Origin of the sequence: Streptomyces sp. NPDC005878 (genome assembly GCF_040629815.1) — a bacterium.
Taxonomy (GTDB): Bacteria; Actinomycetota; Actinomycetes; order Streptomycetales; family Streptomycetaceae; genus Streptomyces.
Map to the genome: position 1 here is coordinate 1 of NZ_JBEXWK010000040.1, position 20,472 is coordinate 20,472.

The window sequence follows — 20,472 nt, forward strand, 5'->3', positions numbered from 1 at the left end:
GGGCAGGGATATGAGCGTCATACCCTCCGATTCCAGTCAGCTGGTCCATTTGCTCGTTGCCGCGTGCCCGTGAGCCAGCGAGAATTGGAGCCGCGACAGCGAGCCGGGTCGCTGCGCTCCCCGGCCGCTCCCGCTCCGCGTGAGCGGATGCGGCTCGCTCCGCTCACCGCCAGGCGGCACGCGCTCCGCGCCCGCCACCTAACCGCAGGGCAGGCGGCCCGCGTTGCGGGCCGGGGCCGGCCTCCGGCCGACCCGTGGCCTCCGCTGCGCTCCAGCCACACCAGGCGCACCCCGCTCCCCCGTGCGGGCCAGGCGTGCCACGCTCCGCGCGGCCCACCCACGGGCCTGCGGCCCGAGCAGCAGCAAGAGGAAGGGGAGGTGACAGGCAGTCGGGCGGGTGACGAGCCGAACAGAGGTAGGAGAGGGCGGAGGTGGGCGATCCGGGCGCGTGCTTCAAAGATACCAGCTAGCTTAAGACTGGAATGGTCCCGCACCACCCTTGACCAGGAAAAAGGGGGCGTGAATTACCTGAGATGTACAGGTCGCGAGTAATAGAGAAAGGCTGCTCGAATAGTGAATAGCGGTTGCGGACCCGAGCCACAGAACGGTACCTCAGAAATCGGAAAGGCTGAATTCAGGCATGCGGAGGTGCCGGAGCCGAATGGCCCCCAGGGCCAGGCGGCGGAACCGCCCACCGGCACCGCCCACGCTTCCATGCTTTTGAGCGTCACGGCCGGCACCACCCGAGACTCAGAGCCGCTGCTGCTGTCCACGACTCGCAGGGGGCCAACGTTGCCGCACGCGAAGCCGCGCGCGTCACGACGGGGCCCGGCCGGCGGGCTCTGGTGCTGCTGCTGGTGGGTCGATCCCACGGCGTGGCGGTGCTTGATCACGGCAGAGGGAACCGGTATCACGCGCGCGCACGCTCTAGAGGCAAGAGCCGCGCGTTTCCGCAGGTCAGAGAGTCAAGTTGAGAAAGATATGTCAGCCCTGGACTGACATATCTCGGTCGCGACGTCAGCCGGTCCTGACCGAGCAACATCGTTTCGTGGCACTACTGCCACGAAACGATGCGCGGTGCGTCAGCGGGAGCCTCGGACCCGATTCGGAAGGGAAGGTCAGCCAGGGCTGACGTACGGGTGACTTTCGTGTCGGCGCTGCCGCGTTTTCGTGGCACTACTGCCACGGTTCTCCGCTAGGGTTCTGACACCACAACGATCAAGGAGGCAGCGACCCCATGAGCTCAGGGCCCCTGGACGGCAGCGCAGCGCCGAAGCTGCCCGGCGCCCCGTCCCGTCGTCGGCGCCGCCCGAAGCCGCCGCCCACCGCCTACAACCGGTCCTCCGGCTCCACCATCGAGCTGCCCGCTGGCCATGCTGCCCAGGTCTTCCCGGTCGGCTCCAGCACGGGGTTCATCGGCGAGGCGTTCTCCATGGACAGCCTGGAGTTCATGCGCTGGGCTGCCGTTCGCTACGACGCCGACCGGTTCGTGCTGGTGGTGCTGTTCCACCTGATGGGCTCGCAGAAGCCCGGTGGCCTGATCGAGGCCAAGCACGAGGACGTTGCCGTGGCCCTCGGGTACAGCCGGCCTCACATCAGCCGCGTCTTCAACGTCCTGGAGGCCGACGGCGCGCTGCGCAGGCTCCAGCGGGGCCTCTACCAGCTCAACCCGGCCGCGTCGCTCAGGGGCGGGCTCAGGGAGCCGCAGAAGGGCGAGAAGAAGCGCTCCAAGACGGGTATGAGCGACAGGGTGGAGCAGCTGGACCTGCTGCGCGAGATCATGGAGGACCCGGACGCGCCCGACGCGTTCCGGGCGATGGCCGCTCCCGGCGCGAAACTGGAAGTGCGCAAGGAGTCGGATGGGGAAGGGAAGGCCACGTCATGACGTCCGCTGCCGAGGAATGGGTTCCGCGCCGCAACGTGCTGTGGGGCAGCTTCAACGGTCTCGCGTACGTACCGCGGCTGCCTCCCACCGCCTACACCCTGCTGCTGCACATGATGACCGAGCAGGAGCAGGGCGGCCTGGTCGTCGCCACGCATGACGAACTCGCGGCCGGCCTCGCGATGGAGCGCGGCATGATCAGCCGCGCCATGCAGCATCTGGTCGCCGCCCGGCTCGTCACCGTGGTCCGTCGCGGACGGTTCCAGCTCCACCCGATGATCGCCGCGTTCAACGACCCCCGTGAGCAGCAGCGAGCCGTCAAGGCGCTGCCCCGGGACATGCGACTGGACGACGGCGACTTCGAAGACGAGTACGAGCGCCGCTTCCAGCTCCACCTGGACGAGAAGGCCCGCAAGGCCGAAGCCAAGGCCAAGGGCAACGTCACGCCCATCACCAAGACGACCCACCTGAAGCGCGTCCACTGACCCGGCCGCCCGGCCGGCCGGGCAACACGGCGCTGCACCTCACGGTGCGGCGCCGTTTCTGCGTGCACGGGGGCTGCTGCGGGGCCCCGTGAACATCGTTCCCCTGGAGGGGAAGCTGGGCCCCGGGCCGGAAGCTGGCCAGCGTCCCGCACGCGGGACGCGTATGTCAGATACGCGCACACGGTTCCCGCAGGCGGGAAACGCGCAGGTCGCAACCCCGCAAAAGAATCATGAGCGACCCCCTTGCGCCCCCTCCCTTGTATGAACTTCAATACATGTATTGAAGTTCATACAGGCCGAGAAGGAGCCCACCGTGTTAGTCACCCTCGTCACCGCCGCCCTCGCCATCGTCGGCACGCTGCTCGGCTCGATCGTCAGCGGGCGCTTCCAGGAGCGGGCCGCCGAACGGTCCGTCCGCGTCAGCCACGGCGAGGCGATCCGCCGCGACCGCCTGGAGGCCGTCACCGCGCTCGCCTGCGCCGTCAGTGACCACCGCCGGGCGATGTGGATGCGCGGCGACGAAACCCTCAAGGGCGCCAGCACCGAGCGGATCGAGGCCCTGCGCGGCGAGAGCCACATGACCCGGTCCGCCGTCACCCGCCCGCTGGTCGCGCTGCGGGTGCTCATCGAGGACCAGGCGGTGCGCGCCGCGGCCGACGAGATGGTCACGCTGACGTACGCGCTGCGCGACGCCTACGCCACCACCGAGGCCCTGACCGCCGCCCGCGAGGCCGCGAAGGTCGCCCACGACGCCTTCGTCGACGTCGCCGCCGGCTACCTCAGCCGGACCGCCTGAACCCCGCCAGCCGAGACAGGAGTCCCGTCATGGAGCGCACGTCCACGGAGATCGTGAAGGCCGCCGAGATCACCGCCATCGAGACCCGCGCCGACCGGGGCGCCGTCGACAGCGAGCTGGCGTACCTGGCCCCGGCGGCGGCCGCCGCGCTGGGGCTGCTCGCCGACGCCATCAAGCGGGGCACCGCCGACCGCAAGTCCGTCGTGCAGGCCCTGAAGGAGGCGGCCGTCCACGAGCGGTTCGCCGACGTCCTGGCGGCCGCGTCCGAGGACGTCATGGAGGAGACGGAGGACCCGTTCGACTTCGACGCGCGCCTGGACGCCGACAACCTCTCGGGCGCGGCCTCCCAGGTTCGCGACCTCTTCCGCTGGCTGTAGACCACCCGCCCGCCGACTCCGGCGCCCGCATCCACGAGGGAGACACCGTGTTCAACGGAACCGCCGAAGAACTCCGCGCCCGCCAGGCGCAGGCCCGCGAGCTCGCGGAGCAGGCCGCCGCGCTGCTGGACCAGATCGACGCGCTGGGCCTGGGCGCGGGCGGCGGGCAGCTCCACACTCCCGGCGGCATCATCCGTATCCGGCCCGGCGAGGGCTGGACCGTCGCCGACCGCTGACCGACCCACCCGAGGAAGGAGACCGCGGTGAGCACCGACCCCGCGTCCGACAACCACCGCCAGGAGCAGCTCCTGGTCCCGCTCGCCGCCGAGGACGTCGCCGCGCTCGGCAGCGACGGCGAGCAGCTGGCCGCGCTGTTCGCCGCCGCGCTGCACGGCCTGGCACTGCTGCGTACGGGCGGTGCGAGCGCCGCGGAGCTCGCGGCCGCCATCGAGGGCACCACCGGGCTGCTGGAGCGCCTGGAGGCCGTACGGGACGCCTCGCTGCGCCAGCCCGCCGCCAAGGACGTCTCGCACGCCGACCTGGCGAAGGCGATGCACCTGGAGAGCCGCGCGACCGCGCAGTCCCGCCGTCGCACCCTGCTGAAGAAGGCGGTGAGCGACCTGGAGCGGTGGGCCACCGGCACCACCGGCTGAGGGTCGCAGCACGCCGTGCAGCAGCCGAACGACCGTTTGCTGCACGGCGTGCTACCCCCGGGGCAGCACGGCCTGCTACCCGAGCAGCACCCTTGCGGCGCCCGGGGCCGGCCTTCGGAATGTCATCACTCTCCGGCACCCCCAACCACCACCAGCAGCAACCGAGCAGCAGACACAGCAGCGCCCCGGACCCAAGCGGATCCGGGGCGCTGCTACATGTCGATCAGGCTTCGACGTACGCGACGATCGTGATCTGTCGAAGGGCCGTGACGTAGTAGATGACGCGGACCCCGTCGACGTCGTCGACGTAGTCGCGCAGCAGGGTGTCGGGCACCGGGGTGCCCAGCTCGGGGTTGACGCTGATCGCGACGATCGCGCGGTCCAGGCGGTGCGTCTCGCTGGCCGTGAGCTTCGCCAGCTGGCTCAGCGCGGGCTCCACCAGGACGACCTGGGAGCGGCGCGGGGCGTGGTCAGGCGACACGGGGCTGCTCACCGGCGAGGCGGTCCAGGTGGGCGTCGCGGGCTTCCTCCCACAGCACGCCCGTCTCCGGGGACGGGTAGCCGTTGGCGGCGATGTCCTCCAGCACCGAGGCGAGGACGTCGACTCGCGCGCGCTGGTCGGCCGCGTAGGCGCGGGCGGAAGCGGCGGCGTGCTCATCGAGGGGCTGGCGGTCGGGCACGAGGGCCGGCTGCTCGCTCATCCGGGGGCTCCTGGCTGTCATCTGGCGTGTGTCACCACGGTAGCGCCGGGGCGGGGCGCGGGAGCCGGGTACGGACGAACCGGCCCTTTGGTCAGTGCCCGTGCTCCCCGCTGTCACCAGTGCCCAGTCCGGGGTCGTCGGACATGGCACGCAGAATCGCGGCGGTCTGGGCATCGGTAAGCGCGGTACCGGTGGACCGGCGGCGCGCGTCATCGGCGAGGCCGAGTTCGGCTTCGAGCGCGAGCATCGCAGCGGGTGTATCGGTGGAGGGTGTGCCGTCGGGTTTGTGGCCGAGGCAGAGGAGCGGCTCCGGCAGGTCACCGCAGCGAGGGCAGCGCAGATCGTCGGGGATGGGCTCGGACATCGCGTCTCCTTGGCCTGCGGTGCTCAACCTTCGCCGACACTAACTCGCACTCGTCAGGCTTCGTTGGCAAACAGAGTGTGATCACCCGCCGGAGGGGTGTCACGCTGTCGCGCTCCTGTCACGCGGAAACGGCCCGGAGAGGGGTATCCGGGCCGTTTCCACGCCCGTATGTCCGAATTGAAAGATTTTCGAGCGTGGGCTGTCACGCGGTCTTCCGGCAACGTGACAGCGGGCGTGACAGGGGGCGTGACAACCGATTGTCACCCTCGGTGAGCGTGACAATCGGTTGTCAGGTCTGGAGTGGGGGCCAGACGTGCGGGCCGGTGCACTGCCCGCAGGCGGCGCAGCCGGCGCACTCCAGGCAGAACTGGCGCGGGATGCGCGGGCAGTCGCAGATCGGGTTGTAGTCGGGGTCGTCGTCGCCGGGGTAGAGGCTCTCGCCGAACGGCGGCTCGGTCCAGGCGATGACCGAGCCGCCGGCGAGCAGGTCCTCGTAGTGGTGCCCGATCTCGCTGTGCTCGCTCCAGGTGGCCACCACCACCTCGTCCGCCGCGCTCACGCCGGGCCGCCCTTCACTGCGGCTGCGGTCTCCAGCCACGCGGCGAGCGCGTTCGTGGCGTCCGGGTCGGCCTGGGCGAGACGCCCGACGAACTCGAGGTCGCCGTCGACCGGGGCGCCGGTGCGGGCGAGGGCGGCGAGCAGCGCGGCACGGGCGCGTACCGGAACGGGCAGGGAGCCGACGGCGGCCGCGCGGGCGGCCGGGTCGGCGTAGTGCCCGGACTGGTCGGCGAGTGCGTGGGCGAGCCAGGCGTCGACCTTCGGGGCGCGGTAGTCGCGGTTCTCGTCCAGGAGGTCGCGGGCGGCTTCGTCCCCGGCCTGGCTCGGCACGCTGCGATCGAGTCGGCCGGCCCCGCCCAGCCGGGCGAGTTCTTCGGCGCGGTCGGCTACCCGCTGCTGCTCCTGGCGGCGCTGCTGCTCGGCTTCCTCGCGGCGCCGGTCTTCGGCGAGCTCCTCCTGGACGACCGCGTCGGCGTCCGGGTCGTAGGGGCCGCCGGTCGCGGCGAGCAGCTGCACGACGCGCTGCCACTCCGCGAGCTCGGCTTCACGGCGGCCGCCGTCGTCGGCCGCGGCTTCGTCGCGGCGGTCCAGGTGTGCCTGCTGCTCCGCCCCTTCGAGCGCGGCCACCGCCTCGCTGTGCGTCATGCCCCGCGCCCGTCGCCGTACCGAGGACCGGCCGACCTTCGCGTAGTCGAACGGCGTGCGCGGGGCGCCGACGCGGCCGCGGGCCTCGGGGACACGGCGCGGCCGCCACCCGTCGGACGTGTTCATCAGGACTCGCTTTCAGCTCGGATACGGAAGTGAGGGCCCGGCCGGTAATGCGACTCGGTGGGCCGGTCACACAGGTCTACCGCACGCCCGAATTACGCGCTGCTAAAACGCTATGTTCAACCACTCCACGTCCGCGAATTTCACCTCCAGGCCCGCGCGACCGCCACCGCCTTGACGGAAATAGGCGTCCGCGATGGCCTCCGCGACCGCGTCATGCAGATCGCTCTCCGTCGCACCCTCCTCCCGCGCGGCGATGATGGCGGCCGCGTGGGAGGGGCTGACGGCCACGCTGATGTCCCGTACGCGGCCCGCGTCCGAGGTGCCGTCCGGACCGAGTCCGAAGTACGCCCGGCAGGAGATGACCAGCCCGCCCGAGGACGCCGCGCGCTGCCTCGCCTGCGCTCTGACCTGCGGTTGCCACTCCGACTCGGTCTCTTGCACCAGCGCCTCCTGGAGGCGCTTGTTCGGCTTGGTGGAGGCCCCCGAGAGGTAGCGCTGCACCGTCTTGCGGGAGACGCCCAGCCGCTTCGCCAGGGACTTGGTGGAGCCCTTCTCCCGCGTGCGAAGGAATTTCATCTGGGCTCGCGCGGATTTCGGCGCGGGCCGGGTGAACAGGACCCGCTCCGCGCGGGCGAAGGCGTCCAGGATCTTGGCGCGGGTCTTGGCCGCGCGCGTCACGTCGTCAGCAGTCATGTGATCATCAGGCCCGATCGGGCCTGTGGACAGAGGCCGGCGCCCGGCGGACCGCCGGGTCGCGGCCGGGTCTGCCTACCGTGGTCGGCATGACGACGACGCCCTCGGACGGCCCGGCCGCCCCCGTGCCGGTGCTGGTGGTCCTGCCGGACGGCCAGGAGCTCACCGCCCGGCTGTGGGCCCGACGCGAGACGCCGCGCGGCTGGCTGTACGAGGTGGGGCTGCCCGCGTACCGCAACACCGCCGACGGCGACGTCCAGGCCGCGGAGTACCGGGTGTGGGTGCGCGCCCCCGAGCACGTCCGGCCGGTCGACGGCGTCTCCTACGACGCCGTGCCCACCGAGCGGCTGCCGCCGCCGTCGACGGTGCGCGAGGTGCTGGGGCCCCGCCGGCCTTCGGGCTGGGTGCTGCAGAAGACGGGCGGCGGCCGCGGGCCCGGCCGCGCCGTACTGCACGCCGTCGACTGCGCCGAGGCCCCGCAGGGCGCGCCGCTGCTGCCCTTGGAGCGGGCGCTGAACGTCGCGGAGCAGCTCGGCACCCGCCTGTGCTCCCTGTGCGGCGCAGCGCAGGAGCTGGACCCCGTGCTGCGCGGCTTCGACCACATCGAAGGCGGCTGATCTCCACCCCTTCGAGTGAGGGCGCCCTGGTGGGCGAGGCCGGCCCACCAGTACGTTCCCCCTGACTTGATGACCGAGGGGGGAGACGTGGGGATGGGCGAGCAGCGGGGCGCGTTACGAGGGCTGCGCATCTTGATGTGGGTGGTGATCGCCGTCGAAGTGCCGGTGTACCTGGTGTGGCTGGTCCAGGTCGGCTACCAGGCCGGGCAGCAGCTGCCCCGCGGCGACGTCGCCCGGTGGGCGCCGCCCGTGCTGCTGCCGCCGGCGGCCGTGCTGTTCTGCGTGGCGGCGGGATGGGTGTGGTGGGGCGCGGTGGTGGCCGGCACCCGCTCGCCGCTGAAGGATCGGTGGATCCTCGCCTCACTGGCGTTCGTGGCCGCCAGCTCGGTGTTCTGCGGAGTGGCCTCGGTCGAGGACCCGTCGGTGTCGGTGGGCCTGCTGAGCGCCACCGTGACCGCGCTCGGCATGACTGGGCTGTTCTTCATCCCGGCCGCCGCCTCCCGCCAGCTGCCCGACGTCATCCGCCGGCGCTCCCGCCGAACGGCGGCCGCGCCCGGCGAGGCGGACCCCCAGTAGTCCGGCCGTCCGATTGCCCGGGGCGCCGCGCGGCAGGCATGCTGCGCGTTCTGCGAGGAGAAGGGGAGAGCGTGTCCGAACATGACGACGCAACGGCGGCGGAAGCGGCGCTCAGGAAGGCCGTGGAGCAGCTGAGCGGCGACGGGCCGGGCGACGGCAGCGAAGCCGTCCAGGAGGCCGTCCAGGCGCTTGCTGACGGCTCTGGGAAGGCATGGACGCCCGAGCAGGAGACGCAGATCAGGGCCATGGTGGAGCAGATCCGCAAGCTGCGGGATCTGAACCGGCCGGGCGGGAGCTGGTGGCGTCGGCGCCGGGAGTGGAGGGCCCGGGAGCGGCTGGTCGACATGATGGAGGCCGGCGGTCCGGAGCTGCTGAACGAGGCGGAACTGCGCACCTGGAAGAGCCACGCGATGGTGGAGCTGTTCCTGAAGTTCATGGACACCGCGATGAAGCAGGACGACATGGTGGAGACCCTCGCCCGGATCGAGGCGCTGAACGCCGTGACGTACGAGGACTACCAGCAGGCCAAGAAGGCGCTCGCCGAAGAGAAGGCCGCCGCCGGCTGACCCGGCGGCGGCATATGGAAGGGGCCCCGAACCGGCGCGGCGAATTCGGGGCCCCTTGCCGTGGACGGGCGTTCACAGCTCGATGTCGAGCCGCTCCACGTCGGTGAACTCCACGCCCAGGCCGTGGGCGCGGGAGTTGTTCGCGCGGAAGTACATCCGGGCCAGGCCGTCGGCGGCGATCTGCCGGAGCTGGTCCTCGCTTTGGCCCTGCTCCCGTGCGCTGAACAGCTTGTCGGCGTACTCGGGCGGCAGGGCCTGGGTGATGTCCCGGATCCGAGCATCGTCGGTCGTGCCCCCGGAGGCTTCGAACCCGAAGCGGGCGCGGGTGGAGACGACGATGCCGCCGGTGGTCGCGGCCTTCTTCTTCGCCTTCGCCCTCACCTGGGGCTGCCACCTCTTCTTGACCTCGCGCTCCAGGCGGGCGCGCAGCTCCTGCCGGGGCCGCTTGAGCTTGCCCGTCACGTACCGCTCCACGGTGCGCTGGGAGATCCCGAGCGCCTGGGCGGCGGCCTTGGTGCCCTTGAGCTGCTTGACCAGGTACTTCATCTGCGCCTGAGCGGACTGCGGGATGCGGCGGGTGAACGCCCCCTCCAGCGCGCGGTCCAGGCTGTCCCCGAGCGAATCGACCATGACCTGCTACTCCCCTTCTCCAGCGCTCTGGTCGGTCTTGATGAGGTTGGAGATGTTGAAGACACCGCCGCGCTCCTCGAACTGCTGCTCCGCCCACAGGACGGTCTGGGTGCCCTGATGCTTCACCATCCCCGGTGAGACCCCGAGCCGGAAGCCGCCCGGCACCGGCTTGCCCTCGGGCGTGGTCGGCAGGACGTCCAGCGGGGACGGACCCGGCGAGGGGTAGACGATCGCGTCGGTGCCGATCGCGACCGGGTACAGGTCGGCGGCGGCCGCCGTCTTCATCAGCTTGCGGTGCAGGCCGGTCCGCTGGTTCGCGAGCACGGCGGCCCGGATGTCCGGGCGCCACGTCCACCGGTCCAGCGCCGGGTACGGCTCGTAGTACGGCACCTGGCCCCGGCTGCGCTGGCGCAGCTTCCCGATCGCGCCCTTCGCCGTCGCCTTGATCGCGGTCTCCAGCAGCTTCATGGTCGGGTCGACCTGCTTGCGCCGGGCCATCGCCTCGAGGAACTCCTGGCCCTGGAGGTCGGTGGTGACGCCCATGTCGGCCATCGTCTCCACGTACGCGTCGCGCAGCCGCTTGTACCAGGAGTCGAGGTAGCGGCCGGTCTGGGTGCGCACGTACGCCTCGATCGGCGCGACGTCGAACCCGAGCTCCACCGCGTACTGCACGGTGGGCGTGGCGTACCAGGCCGGGCCTTCGGGGTGGTCGCCCTTCGGCGTGAACGGGGACGGCAGCCGGGAGCCGTCGACCGTGCGGCCGTTGACCCGCACACGGGACAGGTCGACGTGGCTCAGGTCGACCAGCCACGAGCCGGGCAGCGCCGGATCGAACGTCGGGTAGTTCTCCAGATGGGTCGGCCCGTTCAGCCCGACCGTGAGACCGTTCGCGGCCGCGGCGAACGACATGTTGATGTCGACGACGACCAGGTACGGGTTGACGCACTCCTCATCGGTCAGCGGCCGGCACCAGTCGTAGGGCTCCTCCATCAGCATCTCTGCCGGGGTGCGCATGTGGTGCCGCTCGAACTTGCCCTTCAGCTTCGGGTGTTCGTCGGGGACCTCGCACGGGACGACGTCGTACTTGGCGGTGATCGCGTCGTCGTTGAACGCGGGCTCGAACGCGCCGGTCGCCGGGTTCTTCTCCGCGCGGGTCGGCGGGCGCAGCGCGGTCATCAGCTCCAGGCCGGTCGTCGCGGTGCTGCCGCGCGGCGTGATCACCCGCGCCGCGTACAGACCGAGGTACTGGACGAGGTCGGCCGGGTGCATCGTCGGCAGCTGCGGGTTGTCCTTCTCGTCCCACTCGCGGGCCTCCAGGGCGTTCCAGGGCAGGATGCACAGCTGGACGCAGCGCCGCTTCGAGCCCTCGGGGTCGCGGAAGACCCGGGCCCACGGGCCGAAGCCACGCTGGCTCATCTTGAGCCCGGCCTTCTCGATCTGCTTGACCACCTTGTGGCCGGAGGGGAGTCGGCCCGCGTGCCGCTCCTGCTCCGACAGGGCGACCGGCAGGCCGAAGCGCTCCAGCGCGGACGCGGTGAGGACGAGGATCGGGTCGGCGTCGCGGCCGTTGCGGTGCAGCCGGGCCTGCCCGAGGCGGCCCTCAGTCAGCGTCCAGTCGACCAGCGCCGGGATCGTCTTGGCGGGCACGTCCAGGACCAGGCCGCCGACGCAGTACGCCGACACCTGCCCGTCGGCGTCGGCGTCGATGACCGCGAGCGGACCGTTCTCGAAGCGCGGGTCGACGGCGGCCGCCGACGCCGTGGTCTTCTTCGCCACCGCCTTCTTCGCACCCGGGCGCCGCGACGACGCGGGGGGTTTCGCGGCGGGCGCCGGTCGTACGGCAGCAGCCGGGGGCGCCAGCGCTTCGGCCGCCGGGGCGGGAACGGGCGCGGGACCGGTGAACGACTCCGGGACCACGGGCGCCGGGGTAGTGGTGGGCGCGTCGTCGGCCGGGGCGGGAAAGCGGGCGGCGAGGCCCTCCAGCAGCCGGGCGTACGCGGCGCGCTTCGGCGGCCGCGGCTCGGTCTTGCCGGTCTCCCAGTTCCCCACGGCTTCCCGGCGGGCGTCCAGCGCCGTGGCGATCTGCGCCTGGCTCAGGCCCGCCGCCTCCCGCAGACGCTTGCGCTCCGCGGGGACTGGCAGGTCGTCCTGCGCGACTTGCTCCAGCAGCGCATCGACGGCGCTGAACAGCTCGTTCTCAGTGGACACAGAGGTCACCTCCAATAGACATCATAGCGGATCGCGCATTGATTCGCGCATCCAATCGCGCATTAATCGCGCGATGGGCAGGATTGCAACACGGGGGCGGGTAAGCAACGCAACGGGCGTTCTTGCAGGTCAGGGCTGCAACACGGGGTGTGTTGCAGCCCTCTGTTGCACCGCGTGTTGCACCTTCAGCGGCGGAAGGTACCGAGACGGCATGGCGACGTTGCAGAACGGGAGCCGGCTGCCAGGCTGAGTGCGTCCGGCCCGCAGGGTGATTGGGAGATCTACCGTGTCCGTCCCGTTCCGCATCAGGTGCTGCCGGTGCGGCAAGAACATCCCGCTCGCGCAGGACATGTACGAGCTGGACGCGGAGTGGCAGCGCCGCTTCCCCGACATGGTGGGAACCCTCGCCTGCCACAAGTGCGCCCTGCGCACGTACTGGAGCTGCACCGGCCGCAACGGCGCCTACGTCGACGGACACATCCCCGCCAACATCCCCGTTCAGTGCATCGACGCCTGGAGCCACGCCTCGCATCCCGGAACCCACCGGTACTGGGTTGGGTGGTGAAGAGCCCGCGCTCGGGGCTGCTCCAGGGAGCCGAGACGTACCTGCGCAGCGTCGCCACCCGCAAGAGCACCCACCCCGAGATCGCCGCCATGCTGCGCACCGTGATCCAGGAGTGGGACGAGCAGCACAGCACCGTCGGTGCCCCTCAGACCACCGGCTGAGACCGCTGCCATCCTCTCCGGCCACCCCGTCGGGAGCTGGCTGATCATCCCGCTGACACGGCCTCAACCCCCGTGGCAGGGTGCGGTGATCGGATCACCAGACGGCAGGGGGCTCCCGTGGAAGCACGGATGTGGAACGGACTGGTCGGCGTCGCGAAGGAGACGTACACCGCCTCGCTGGGCGAGGGGACCGTGCCGCAGCCGCTCATGATGCCGCTGGTGCGCGGCGAGCTGGTCGGGCTGATCTGGGTCCGCCCGCTCAAGGTCGGCCAGGACGCGGTCGCCGGTATCGCGGAGCTTGCGAACATCGCTGCGGCGGCCGGCGCGGATGAAGTCGTCCTCGCGTGGGAGACGCACGACGTCGCCACCGCCTGCGAGCTGCCGATCGTCGGCCCGGCGCCGTGCCTGAACATGGTGGTCGCCACCCGGGACGGGCACGTCCTGCACCAGTTCCCCTACAGCGAGCAGCTCCTGTCCCGCAGCCCCGAGGGCTGGGCATCGGTCGCCCCGGACTGGAGGCCGGCCCCCGCGCCGCAGCCCGGCGGTGAACTGGTGCCGCCGATCCAGGCCGCGGTGAACTTCTCCTTCACCCAGATCGAGCTGGACCACCCCGACCCGTTCGGCGTCACCGTCGTGCTGATGGAAGAGGACGGCTACCGCATCAGCCTGACCGAAGCCTTCGCCCGCTGAGCCCGTGGCCCGCGACTTCGACGACGACGCGCCCCGCCGCATGCAGGACGCGGACGACCTGATCAACGCCCGCCAGCGGGACGCCGACGAACGGATCTACGTGGTGACCACCAACCTCGTCATCGACGCCCAGGAGCAGCTCGCCCGGCGCCGGCTGCTGGATCGCATCTGGCGCGCGGGGGCGGCCATCAGCTGGCTGTCCTTACTCGCCGCCGTCATCGGCACGGGCATCGCCTGGGGCACCACGGGTGATCCGGCGCGGTTCGTCGTGGGGGACCTGATCTGCGGCGGCCTGCTCCTGATGTCCTTGCTGACGCTGGTCGGCGTCTACTTCGCCGGACGGGACGTGTCCAGCCTCCAGCGCCTGGAGGCGCATCTCGCCTCGCAGCAAGAGTCACTGTGGAAGCAGAAGGCCAGGAACAACCCGAATGTGGACGACCGGCGCAAGCTCTACCGTGAGGAAGTCACGGCGGCGGTCGAGCAGTACCAGGCTGACAGCCGTAAGTACCGGCGCGTCCACAACGGCCTGCAGACGCTCATCATGATCGGCTCAGCGTCCACGACCACGATTGCGGCCCTGGACACCGGCAAGGAGCTGACCTGGCAGAGCGTCACCCTGACGGCCATCAGCTTCGCGATCACGGTGGCCGCGATGTTCACCGGCTACTACAAGTTCCGCGAGCGCAGCTACTTCCTCCAGCAGACTGCCGACGCCATCGAGGAGGAGGTGAACGCCGTTCGTCTCGGCATCGGCCCGTACAGCGAGTACGGGGCCGGCCAGGAGGACGAGGCGCTGAAGAAGTTCACCCAGCGCGTCGAAGACCACCGCAACGAGCAGCGGCGCCGCCAGCAGCAGCTGGACCAGCCCGCCGACCAGGCGACCCCGTCCAGCCAGCCGCCGGCGGCTTGACCCCCGGCTCACCCCCGGCGCCGGCCTCCTCTGCGCTCGGACCGGGCGGGAAGCGGCGGCACGACGGTCGGCCCCCGCGTCCCGCGCCCCCAAGGGAGGAAGAGGGACAGCGCGGCCAGGACCTGGCCCAGGCCGGGAAGGATGTGCGGTAAGTCCTCGGGCCGCGCCTTCGCCACCACCGCCCGCGCCACGATGGCGACCACGGTGAGCAGCACGACGATGACCGCAAGCGCGGCGAGCAGAACGTAGGCGGGTACGGCGGAAGCGAGTTCCGTCACGGGGACCTCCGGATATACGGAAAGCCCCGGCGGCTGCCGGGGCTCTCGGACACGGGACGAGCAGGGCTTGGTGGGGGCGGGGGCATACAAAGAGACCCGCACCCGGAGAGTCCGGGCGCGGGTGTGCCTTCGAGCGGTGACGCCAGCGAGGGATTTGGTGGAGCTATCAACCTTCGCCTTGGTGCTGAGGGAGTTCGATGGCGCTCTCTGAAACCTCAGACGTGGTGCGGGGCACATCCTACGCGGTCTTCGCGAAGCTCTGGGACACCGTCACGCCGGACGCCACGCCCCACCCGCTCGGTGCGCGCGTCCTCGGGGGGAGTCGGTCCGCCGGACGGGCCGCACGCTCGAACGGACTGAGTCCTGTCAGAGCCTTCGAAGGGGGATTCCCGCGCCAACGGCCAGCTGAACGATGCCGGGTAGCGACGAACCTGGAGTGCAGAAGGCGAGGCAGAGCTGCGGGCCTTGCGCGATCAGCGCTCGGTCGCGGGCCCAGCGGGCGCCTTCGCCGTGCGCGGCCTGGTCGGCCGGGTGGACCGTGACGTACACCGGGGGGCTGGTGCCGACGGTGGCGGCCGTGTGTGCTGCAGCCCAGTGCGCAACGCAGTGGTCGAACGCGGACTCGCCCAGCAGCCGCAGGACGACCTGGTGCTCCGGGCCGAACGCCTCGATGACGTCATGGCAGGTCTCCAACAGGACGTCAGCGACCCTCTGCTGGTCCACGAAGTCATCGCTGCCCACGACCAGGACAACGATCCTGGGGCGTACAGAGCCGATCACACTGGTCAGCCGCGCATCCGGCAAGATCTCGTTGATCCGCGCGAGCGCAGCCTTCTCCACGAGCCGCAACTGCGTGCGGGACGCCGGGCTTTCGCAGAGCACGTGTAGCCGCCCTTGGGTATCGACACCCAGCGGTTCCGCTCGTGCGGCGAATTCCTCGGACCGAAGCGCCGGAATCCACCACGCGGCCTTGTCATCGAACCATTCGGGGCGCGCCAGATCGGGCTGTTGAATCTCACTGCCATCCATCACGACGCCTTCCTCACACCGGCCACGTCAGGGCGGGCATCCCGCATTGTCGCCGTCGATCGACACCGCTGAGCACGATCGGCACGAGCACGGCGCAGAGCGGCAGCCTCGGTCACTGCGGCCTGGCGGCGACGCCCGGCGCGGGCCTGCTCGATCGGGGCCGGCGCATCATCCGGGGCGACGTCGGGGTCGGGGAATGCCCGGCGGGACAGCTCGCGCATCGCGGCGGTCTGCCGTTCCACCGCCTCCGCGATGCCCGGGTCCACCTGGCGCGGCGCGGCGGCCTCCTGGTGCGCGGCGAGCGCGCGGCGGTAGCCCTCGGACGCGGTCTCCCTGGTCTTCGCCGGGCCAGTGGGCGCGGCCGGGGTCGAGTCTGCCGGGACAGCATCGGCCGGGTTGGGTACGGGCGCGGCACCGGGCGGCAGGATCCGCAGGGAGTTCACGACGGTGCGGCCCGCCGCCTTGTTAGCGGCCGCGATGACTCGGGTCTGCTCCAGCCGGGCCTTCGTCGCCCAGGCCGACGACTCCGGGCACACGGTGAGCCGGCCGGAGTCCGGGTCGAACGCCACGGCGGCGACGTGCCCGGCGAGCTCGGGGACTAGGGCGGCCCACCGCTCCGGCAGCGTCGCGCCGGCGGCCGGGAGCTCCCAGGCCCGCTCGGTGACCAGCGCGCCGATCGCCGCTCCGAGGCCCATCGGCTCGCGCCCGTCACGCCGCACCGTACGCACCGGCCGCGGCTTGGACTTCGCCTTCTGGCCGCTGCCGTTCTTCCGGGCCGCCTCCATCGCGGCCCTCAGCGCGACCCGGGCCAGGTCGACGCCGGACGTCTCGCCGCCGCTCATGCCTGCCCCCAGGTGGCGTAGCCGAGGTCCAGGTGCCCGAGCCGGGAGTGGTGCTGCGCCTGGTCGACCAGCTGATTGCTGAACAGGCGCCGGGCCGACGGCTCGCCGTAGCGGTCGATGTGGTCGAACACCACCTGGTGGTCCTTGAGCGCCCGCACCCGCCAGTTGCGCACCTGGTCGGGGGTGAGGTCCTCGAGGACGAGGTCCTGGTCGTCGTCGTCGACGTCGGCGGGCTCCGGCTGCGGAGCAGGCACGATGACGGCGGCCGGGCGCGGCGCGGGCAGCACGACCGGGGCCACCGGCTCGTCCACGACGACGTCGACCGGCTGCCCGGCTGCGGCTTCGGCGCGGGCCTTGGCGGCGGCGGCCTGCTGCTCGCGGACCTGCTCCCACCGGCGGGCCTTGGCCCACGCTTCGGCCGTCACGTCCTGGTGCAGCTGCTGCGCGATGACGGCGCGGCGCTCGCTCTCGGAGGCTCCGGGCATCGCGGCGTCGACGGCGGCCGCGACCGCACGGCGCTGGTCGCGTCGGTCGAGCTGCCGGTCCTCGCAGCGCGGGCAGTCCCGGCCGGAGTCGAGCAGCGCGCCCTCGTCGCACCGGGTCTCCGCGCACAGCTGGCGCTGCGGCAGGCCCCGGCCGATCAGCCAGCCCACCGGGTCCTTGATCGGCCCGGCCAGCCGCATCTGCTCCGCCAGGCGCCGGGCGAGGCGGTCGGCGAGGATCTGCGGCGCGTCCGTACGGCCCGCGAAGCCGACCACCCTGCCCAGCTCGCTACGGGCGGCGGCCTCCACCAGGCGCCGGGCGGCCGGACGCTCCAGCCGGGCCCACACCAGGTCCACCGGGGCCAGGACGGCCCGCAGATCTTCCGGCGGCAGAGGCACCCTCCCCCGCTGCTGCCTGCCCTGACCGGCACCGTCCACGACCCGCACCGAGCCGCCGGCCACCGGCCCGCAGCCGCCCTTGATGCCTTCGATGACCGGGGACTCCTTCGGCTGTTCCCCGCGGAGCGGGCCGCCGTCCTCGCCCGCGCACGCGCGGTCCGGCAGACCGTGGTTCCCACCACGGCCTTCGCCGGAAAAGCCACCAGAGAGCTCAAGAGAACCACCGGGAGTAACCACAGAAGCGTGGAGAGCGTGGTGCTGTGCAGTTGCGGCGAGGTCTGCCGATCCAGCCATCTCGCCCTGCCCCGCCCCCTCGATCCCAGTCGCCCCAAGGGTCTCGCCCGGCTCGCCGGTCTCAAGATCTCCGGATGCAGTACCGGCGAGGTCTGAAAACACGGACTTCGCGACACGGCGGGCCTCCCGCACGGCCAGGCCGTGGGCCTTGGCGACCGGCACCAGTCGCACCCGTGACTGCGCGTTCAGACCCGAGCCGGTCTCCTTGCGCACCACCTCCGCGACGCCGTGCTTCTGGAGCCGCCCCAGCACCTTCGCCCCGGCCGCCGCCGAGCAGCCCAGCAGCCGCGCGATCGTCGCCGCCGGACGACCCCGGGACGTGTCCACCGACCCGGGGCACAGCTGCAGCCAGCCCGCCGACCCCGTCGTCAGCACCATCAGCAGCAGCCCGAGCCGGTCCGTCGCCGCACCCCGGCCCGTACGCCCGGCGAGCAGCCCGGCCGGGATCGGCGCCTTGTCCTTCGGCGCCCACCCCGGACCGAACAGCACCTCGATGAGGCTCAGCAGCACCGCCAGCTCGGAGCGGGACAGCGCCAGGGCGTGCCGCCGGTCGCCGGCCTGCTGGGCCCGGTGCATCGGGATCACCCAGCACTCCAGGCCCGTCGCCCACCCGATGCTGTTGGTCGCGACGTTCGAGTTGAGGAACCCGGCAGCGCGCAGCTCGGGCAGCACGGTGTGCGCGACCGTCGACTGCGACATCCCCAGCCACCGGCCGAGCTCCTCCGCCCAGATCGACGTCTCGAAGTCCTTGCGCGCATCCGCCTTCGCGGTCAGCACCACCGACGCCAGCCGCGTGCTGTCCGACGCCCCGGCCAGCGCCGGAGAGGTCACCAGCGCGCGCACCGCCGCGAGCAGCCGGGCCCGCATCGTCTTCGTCAGCTGGAGCGGGTTGCCCAGCTCCAGCCGCGTGACCGGTCCGGCCTGAGCCGGGACCGACCGCAGTCGACGGCGCGAGGCCCCCCCGACGGGCTTCGTGCGGGGGCGCGGGAGTACGGCGGCCGGTGCCGCCGTGCTGCTCATCGGCCCACCGTCCCGGCCGGGGCGGTGAAGATCGCCTGTGTCGTCATCAGGCTGGTGTACACGCCAAAGCGGACACCCCCCTCAGCAGGCAAAACGCGTGCTTCGTGATCCATCTGACGACCCTGCACGAGTCGGCCTGTGGACAGAGGCCAGCGAGCCCCGATTGCCCCCGGCCCTCCCGCACGGCGGGCAACAACTTCAGATCGCGTCCCGCCACACGGGACGCCGCCCGCGAGGACGCTCCCGTCGACGGAGTTGTGGACGACCTCCGCGAGCGGGTGCACGAGCCGGACGGCCGGCGTCGCGACCCGACCCGGGGAGACCGCTCCGAAAGCCCCGCGCTTGTAGCTTCCTACCGGAAGACCCTCTTCCTGTACGAACAGGAAAAGAGGGGAGGAACCGCACGCCGATCCCGCCACACGGGACGGCCGCCGCGCCTGAACCGGCATGAAACGGACAAGGCCAAGCTGACAGGGGGACACCACTTCGGGCACTATGAGAACGACCTGCCTTCCATGTAGCTGGACGGGCCAGAGCCCCTCGGGGCTGGACCGACCTTCTTGGATGTGTCAGGGGCCGCCCCCTTCGTGAGAAGAGGGCGGACACCGCCCGGGTGGGGGGAGATTTCTCCGTCCCTCCCGGTCCTGCTGAACCGCGTGGCCCCTGTGGTGGGGGCACCGCGGGTGATGCGGATCGGTACTGATCTGGCTGTGGTGGCCGTGGTTAGTGGCCGGTGGTGCAGTGGCCCTGATGAGGGGCCGGGTACAGATGAGCGGCTTGATAAGCCGCAGCTCAGGACCGGCAGCAACCGGGACTTGAGCAGCCGACGCGGGTGGTTAATCCGGTCGGTAGACGGGCCGCGCGAGGCCAGCGGGAGGTTAGTCCGCTTCTTGGCGCGCGCGGCCGATGGCCGTTAGGTCATCCCGATCCCCCTTCGGAGGCCGGCGTCGCGCTGCCCAAATCCAGGACAGCGGCTTGGGGGAAGCGTTTTGCGAGCTGATTGAGCAGGTGGATGTACGCCTGTCGGTGCGGGCGCCGAGGGTTGCTCTTCCCCAGCTCCCAATTCACTACGGAAAGGCGCTTCACGCCCACCGCGTCCGCGATCTCCTGCTGGGTGAGGTTCGCGGCGAGGCGCAGCTGAGCGCGCACCCGCGGCGGCGGCAGGACTTCGTCCAGGCCCTCCAGCAGGGCGTCGACCCGCTTCAAGCGGTCCGGGTCGGACATAGCGCAGGCTCCAATGATCGATTGATCTCCGAAACATACACCATTTGATCTCGGGAACGGTATGCCGCTCGTAGCGGCGACGCGGGAACTTCCGCAGGTACGAGTCAGCAAGGTCACTCCTCCCGTCCGTACAGCGACCACTGGCTAGTCCTGGCACCGAGATGCTCCGGCGGCTGCGCTCGCGCCGGATCGACGGCACTGACTTGGACCATCCGCTCGGGGCAGCCCAGGCAAGGGGCCTCGAGGACAGCGATGTACCGGTTGTCGTACGACACGCCCTCGGAGATCAGGACTGGCGTGCCAAGCCCCGCGTGCGCGCACAGCTCCGGGTCCTTCACCTCCCAGCCGTGCTGGCCGGGGTGCCCATGAAAGAGGCCGCACGGATAAGTGCTGACCTCGTCGCGCGGACCGGACTCAACCGGGCACATGGCCAGCGTCATCAACTCATGCTGGTCCTCATTCCAGCGCAGCCACCAGTGGTCGCCCTCGTAGAGGGACATCACCTCGCTGTGGTGCGGGACGTCGTCATGACCATTCGACAACTCGCACCACTGCACCAACGCGAAGTCATCGACCCCTGAGTCGGCGTACCGCGGGTTCACGCGCCGGAGAAGCTCGACTTGCTCCGCAGTGAGTTCGGTCTTCCCTGCGCAGTGAACGAACCGCTCAGCCATCACCAACCCCTCCCGATCCCGCTCCAC

At 71.3% G+C, this 20,472-nt stretch carries 27 protein-coding genes; 13 read left to right on the forward strand and 14 right to left on the reverse strand.

Going from position 1 to position 20,472, the window contains the following annotated elements:
* Positions 1 to 1,237: 1,237 nt before the first annotated feature.
* The 6 genes from ABZ404_RS35770 to ABZ404_RS35795 all read left to right on the forward strand — a co-directional run bounded on the left by ABZ404_RS35770 (position 1,238) and on the right by ABZ404_RS35795 (position 4,193).
* Positions 1,238 to 1,885, forward strand: a complete 648-nt coding sequence (locus tag ABZ404_RS35770; protein ID WP_358832372.1) for a helix-turn-helix domain-containing protein — start codon at positions 1,238 to 1,240, stop codon at positions 1,883 to 1,885.
* A complete protein-coding gene (locus tag ABZ404_RS35775) occupies positions 1,882 to 2,367 on the forward strand; it encodes a hypothetical protein (protein ID WP_358832371.1) in 486 nt (161 codons plus the stop codon). The genes ABZ404_RS35770 and ABZ404_RS35775 overlap by 4 nt, the downstream gene beginning before the upstream one ends.
* A gap of 313 nt (positions 2,368 to 2,680) precedes the next feature.
* Complete coding sequence (locus ABZ404_RS35780; RefSeq protein ID WP_358832370.1) at positions 2,681 to 3,163, forward strand: hypothetical protein; 483 nt, start codon at positions 2,681 to 2,683, stop codon at positions 3,161 to 3,163.
* A 29-nt stretch (positions 3,164 to 3,192) separates the two neighbouring features.
* Positions 3,193 to 3,540 carry a hypothetical protein gene (locus ABZ404_RS35785; protein ID WP_358832369.1) on the forward strand — a complete coding sequence of 116 codons (348 nt, stop codon included), beginning with the start codon at positions 3,193 to 3,195 and terminating at the stop codon, positions 3,538 to 3,540.
* 47 nt (positions 3,541 to 3,587) lie between these two features.
* Positions 3,588 to 3,776: a hypothetical protein gene (locus ABZ404_RS35790; protein WP_358832368.1), complete on the forward strand. Its 189-nt coding sequence runs from the start codon at positions 3,588 to 3,590 to the stop codon at positions 3,774 to 3,776.
* Between the two features lie 27 nt (positions 3,777 to 3,803).
* Positions 3,804 to 4,193, forward strand: coding sequence for a hypothetical protein (locus tag ABZ404_RS35795; protein WP_358832367.1), 390 nt, complete (start codon positions 3,804 to 3,806; stop codon positions 4,191 to 4,193).
* Positions 4,194 to 4,416: 223 nt separating this feature from the next.
* Here the strand turns inward: ABZ404_RS35795 and ABZ404_RS35800 are convergent, their stop codons facing one another.
* From ABZ404_RS35800 to ABZ404_RS35825, 6 genes are all read right to left on the reverse strand, one after another.
* Positions 4,417 to 4,674 carry a hypothetical protein gene (locus ABZ404_RS35800; RefSeq protein WP_182854133.1) on the reverse strand — a complete coding sequence of 86 codons (258 nt, stop codon included), beginning with the start codon at positions 4,672 to 4,674 and terminating at the stop codon, positions 4,417 to 4,419.
* Positions 4,664 to 4,894: a hypothetical protein gene (locus ABZ404_RS35805; protein ID WP_182854134.1), complete on the reverse strand. Its 231-nt coding sequence runs from the start codon at positions 4,892 to 4,894 to the stop codon at positions 4,664 to 4,666. Before ABZ404_RS35805 ends, ABZ404_RS35800 begins: the two co-directional genes overlap by 11 nt.
* A 91-nt stretch (positions 4,895 to 4,985) precedes the next feature.
* Entirely contained in the window at positions 4,986 to 5,258 is a 273-nt protein-coding gene (locus ABZ404_RS35810; RefSeq protein WP_358832366.1) for a hypothetical protein, read from the reverse strand.
* A 289-nt stretch (positions 5,259 to 5,547) separates the two neighbouring features.
* Entirely contained in the window at positions 5,548 to 5,817 is a 270-nt protein-coding gene (locus ABZ404_RS35815; RefSeq protein ID WP_358832365.1) for a hypothetical protein, read from the reverse strand.
* On the reverse strand, positions 5,814 to 6,587 hold the full coding sequence (locus tag ABZ404_RS35820; protein WP_358832364.1) for a hypothetical protein: 774 nt from the start codon (positions 6,585 to 6,587) through the stop codon (positions 5,814 to 5,816). The genes ABZ404_RS35815 and ABZ404_RS35820 overlap by 4 nt, the downstream gene beginning before the upstream one ends.
* 102 nt (positions 6,588 to 6,689) lie before the next feature.
* Positions 6,690 to 7,280, reverse strand: a complete 591-nt coding sequence (locus ABZ404_RS35825) for an HTH domain-containing protein (RefSeq protein WP_358832363.1) — start codon at positions 7,278 to 7,280, stop codon at positions 6,690 to 6,692.
* 89 nt (positions 7,281 to 7,369) lie between these two features.
* Here ABZ404_RS35825 and ABZ404_RS35830 point away from each other — a divergent pair, with 89 nt between their 5' ends.
* The 3 genes from ABZ404_RS35830 (at position 7,370) to ABZ404_RS35840 (ending at position 9,039) form a co-directional block, all read left to right on the forward strand.
* Positions 7,370 to 7,897 carry a DUF6233 domain-containing protein gene (locus ABZ404_RS35830; protein ID WP_358832362.1) on the forward strand — a complete coding sequence of 176 codons (528 nt, stop codon included), beginning with the start codon at positions 7,370 to 7,372 and terminating at the stop codon, positions 7,895 to 7,897.
* A gap of 69 nt (positions 7,898 to 7,966) precedes the next feature.
* Positions 7,967 to 8,473: a hypothetical protein gene (locus ABZ404_RS35835; RefSeq protein WP_358832361.1), complete on the forward strand. Its 507-nt coding sequence runs from the start codon at positions 7,967 to 7,969 to the stop codon at positions 8,471 to 8,473.
* Positions 8,474 to 8,544: 71 nt separating this feature from the next.
* Positions 8,545 to 9,039, forward strand: coding sequence for a hypothetical protein (locus tag ABZ404_RS35840; RefSeq protein ID WP_358832360.1), 495 nt, complete (start codon positions 8,545 to 8,547; stop codon positions 9,037 to 9,039).
* A 72-nt stretch (positions 9,040 to 9,111) separates the two neighbouring features.
* Here the strand turns inward: ABZ404_RS35840 and ABZ404_RS35845 are convergent, their stop codons facing one another.
* Positions 9,112 to 9,669 carry an XRE family transcriptional regulator gene (locus ABZ404_RS35845; protein WP_358832359.1) on the reverse strand — a complete coding sequence of 186 codons (558 nt, stop codon included), beginning with the start codon at positions 9,667 to 9,669 and terminating at the stop codon, positions 9,112 to 9,114.
* A 6-nt stretch (positions 9,670 to 9,675) separates the two neighbouring features.
* On the reverse strand, positions 9,676 to 11,877 hold the full coding sequence (locus tag ABZ404_RS35850; RefSeq protein ID WP_358832358.1) for a helix-turn-helix transcriptional regulator: 2,202 nt from the start codon (positions 11,875 to 11,877) through the stop codon (positions 9,676 to 9,678).
* A 286-nt stretch (positions 11,878 to 12,163) separates the two neighbouring features.
* Here ABZ404_RS35850 and ABZ404_RS35855 point away from each other — a divergent pair, with 286 nt between their 5' ends.
* The 4 genes from ABZ404_RS35855 to ABZ404_RS35870 all read left to right on the forward strand — a co-directional run bounded on the left by ABZ404_RS35855 (position 12,164) and on the right by ABZ404_RS35870 (position 14,203).
* A complete protein-coding gene (locus ABZ404_RS35855) occupies positions 12,164 to 12,442 on the forward strand; it encodes a hypothetical protein (protein WP_358832357.1) in 279 nt (92 codons plus the stop codon).
* Entirely contained in the window at positions 12,436 to 12,603 is a 168-nt protein-coding gene (locus ABZ404_RS35860) for a hypothetical protein (RefSeq protein ID WP_358832356.1), read from the forward strand. Before ABZ404_RS35855 ends, ABZ404_RS35860 begins: the two co-directional genes overlap by 7 nt.
* A gap of 129 nt (positions 12,604 to 12,732) precedes the next feature.
* Positions 12,733 to 13,293 carry a hypothetical protein gene (locus tag ABZ404_RS35865; protein ID WP_358832375.1) on the forward strand — a complete coding sequence of 187 codons (561 nt, stop codon included), beginning with the start codon at positions 12,733 to 12,735 and terminating at the stop codon, positions 13,291 to 13,293.
* Between the two features lie 4 nt (positions 13,294 to 13,297).
* Positions 13,298 to 14,203 carry a DUF4231 domain-containing protein gene (locus tag ABZ404_RS35870; protein WP_358832355.1) on the forward strand — a complete coding sequence of 302 codons (906 nt, stop codon included), beginning with the start codon at positions 13,298 to 13,300 and terminating at the stop codon, positions 14,201 to 14,203.
* A gap of 8 nt (positions 14,204 to 14,211) precedes the next feature.
* On the opposite strand, the gene ABZ404_RS35875 is transcribed toward ABZ404_RS35870, so the two are convergent.
* The 6 genes from ABZ404_RS35875 to ABZ404_RS35900 form a co-directional block, all read right to left on the reverse strand.
* Complete coding sequence (locus ABZ404_RS35875) at positions 14,212 to 14,481, reverse strand: hypothetical protein (RefSeq protein ID WP_358832354.1); 270 nt, start codon at positions 14,479 to 14,481, stop codon at positions 14,212 to 14,214.
* Between the two features lie 366 nt (positions 14,482 to 14,847).
* Positions 14,848 to 15,510: a DciA family protein gene (locus ABZ404_RS35880; protein ID WP_358832374.1), complete on the reverse strand. Its 663-nt coding sequence runs from the start codon at positions 15,508 to 15,510 to the stop codon at positions 14,848 to 14,850.
* Positions 15,510 to 16,352, reverse strand: a complete 843-nt coding sequence (locus ABZ404_RS35885) for a DciA family protein (protein ID WP_358832353.1) — start codon at positions 16,350 to 16,352, stop codon at positions 15,510 to 15,512. The genes ABZ404_RS35880 and ABZ404_RS35885 overlap by 1 nt, the downstream gene beginning before the upstream one ends.
* On the reverse strand, positions 16,349 to 18,547 hold the full coding sequence (locus tag ABZ404_RS35890) for a hypothetical protein (RefSeq protein WP_358832352.1): 2,199 nt from the start codon (positions 18,545 to 18,547) through the stop codon (positions 16,349 to 16,351). Before ABZ404_RS35890 ends, ABZ404_RS35885 begins: the two co-directional genes overlap by 4 nt.
* Positions 18,548 to 19,465: 918 nt before the next feature.
* Entirely contained in the window at positions 19,466 to 19,771 is a 306-nt protein-coding gene (locus tag ABZ404_RS35895; protein ID WP_358832351.1) for a helix-turn-helix transcriptional regulator, read from the reverse strand.
* Between the two features lie 113 nt (positions 19,772 to 19,884).
* Positions 19,885 to 20,445, reverse strand: a complete 561-nt coding sequence (locus tag ABZ404_RS35900) for a hypothetical protein (protein ID WP_358832350.1) — start codon at positions 20,443 to 20,445, stop codon at positions 19,885 to 19,887.
* Positions 20,446 to 20,472: the final 27 nt, after the last annotated feature.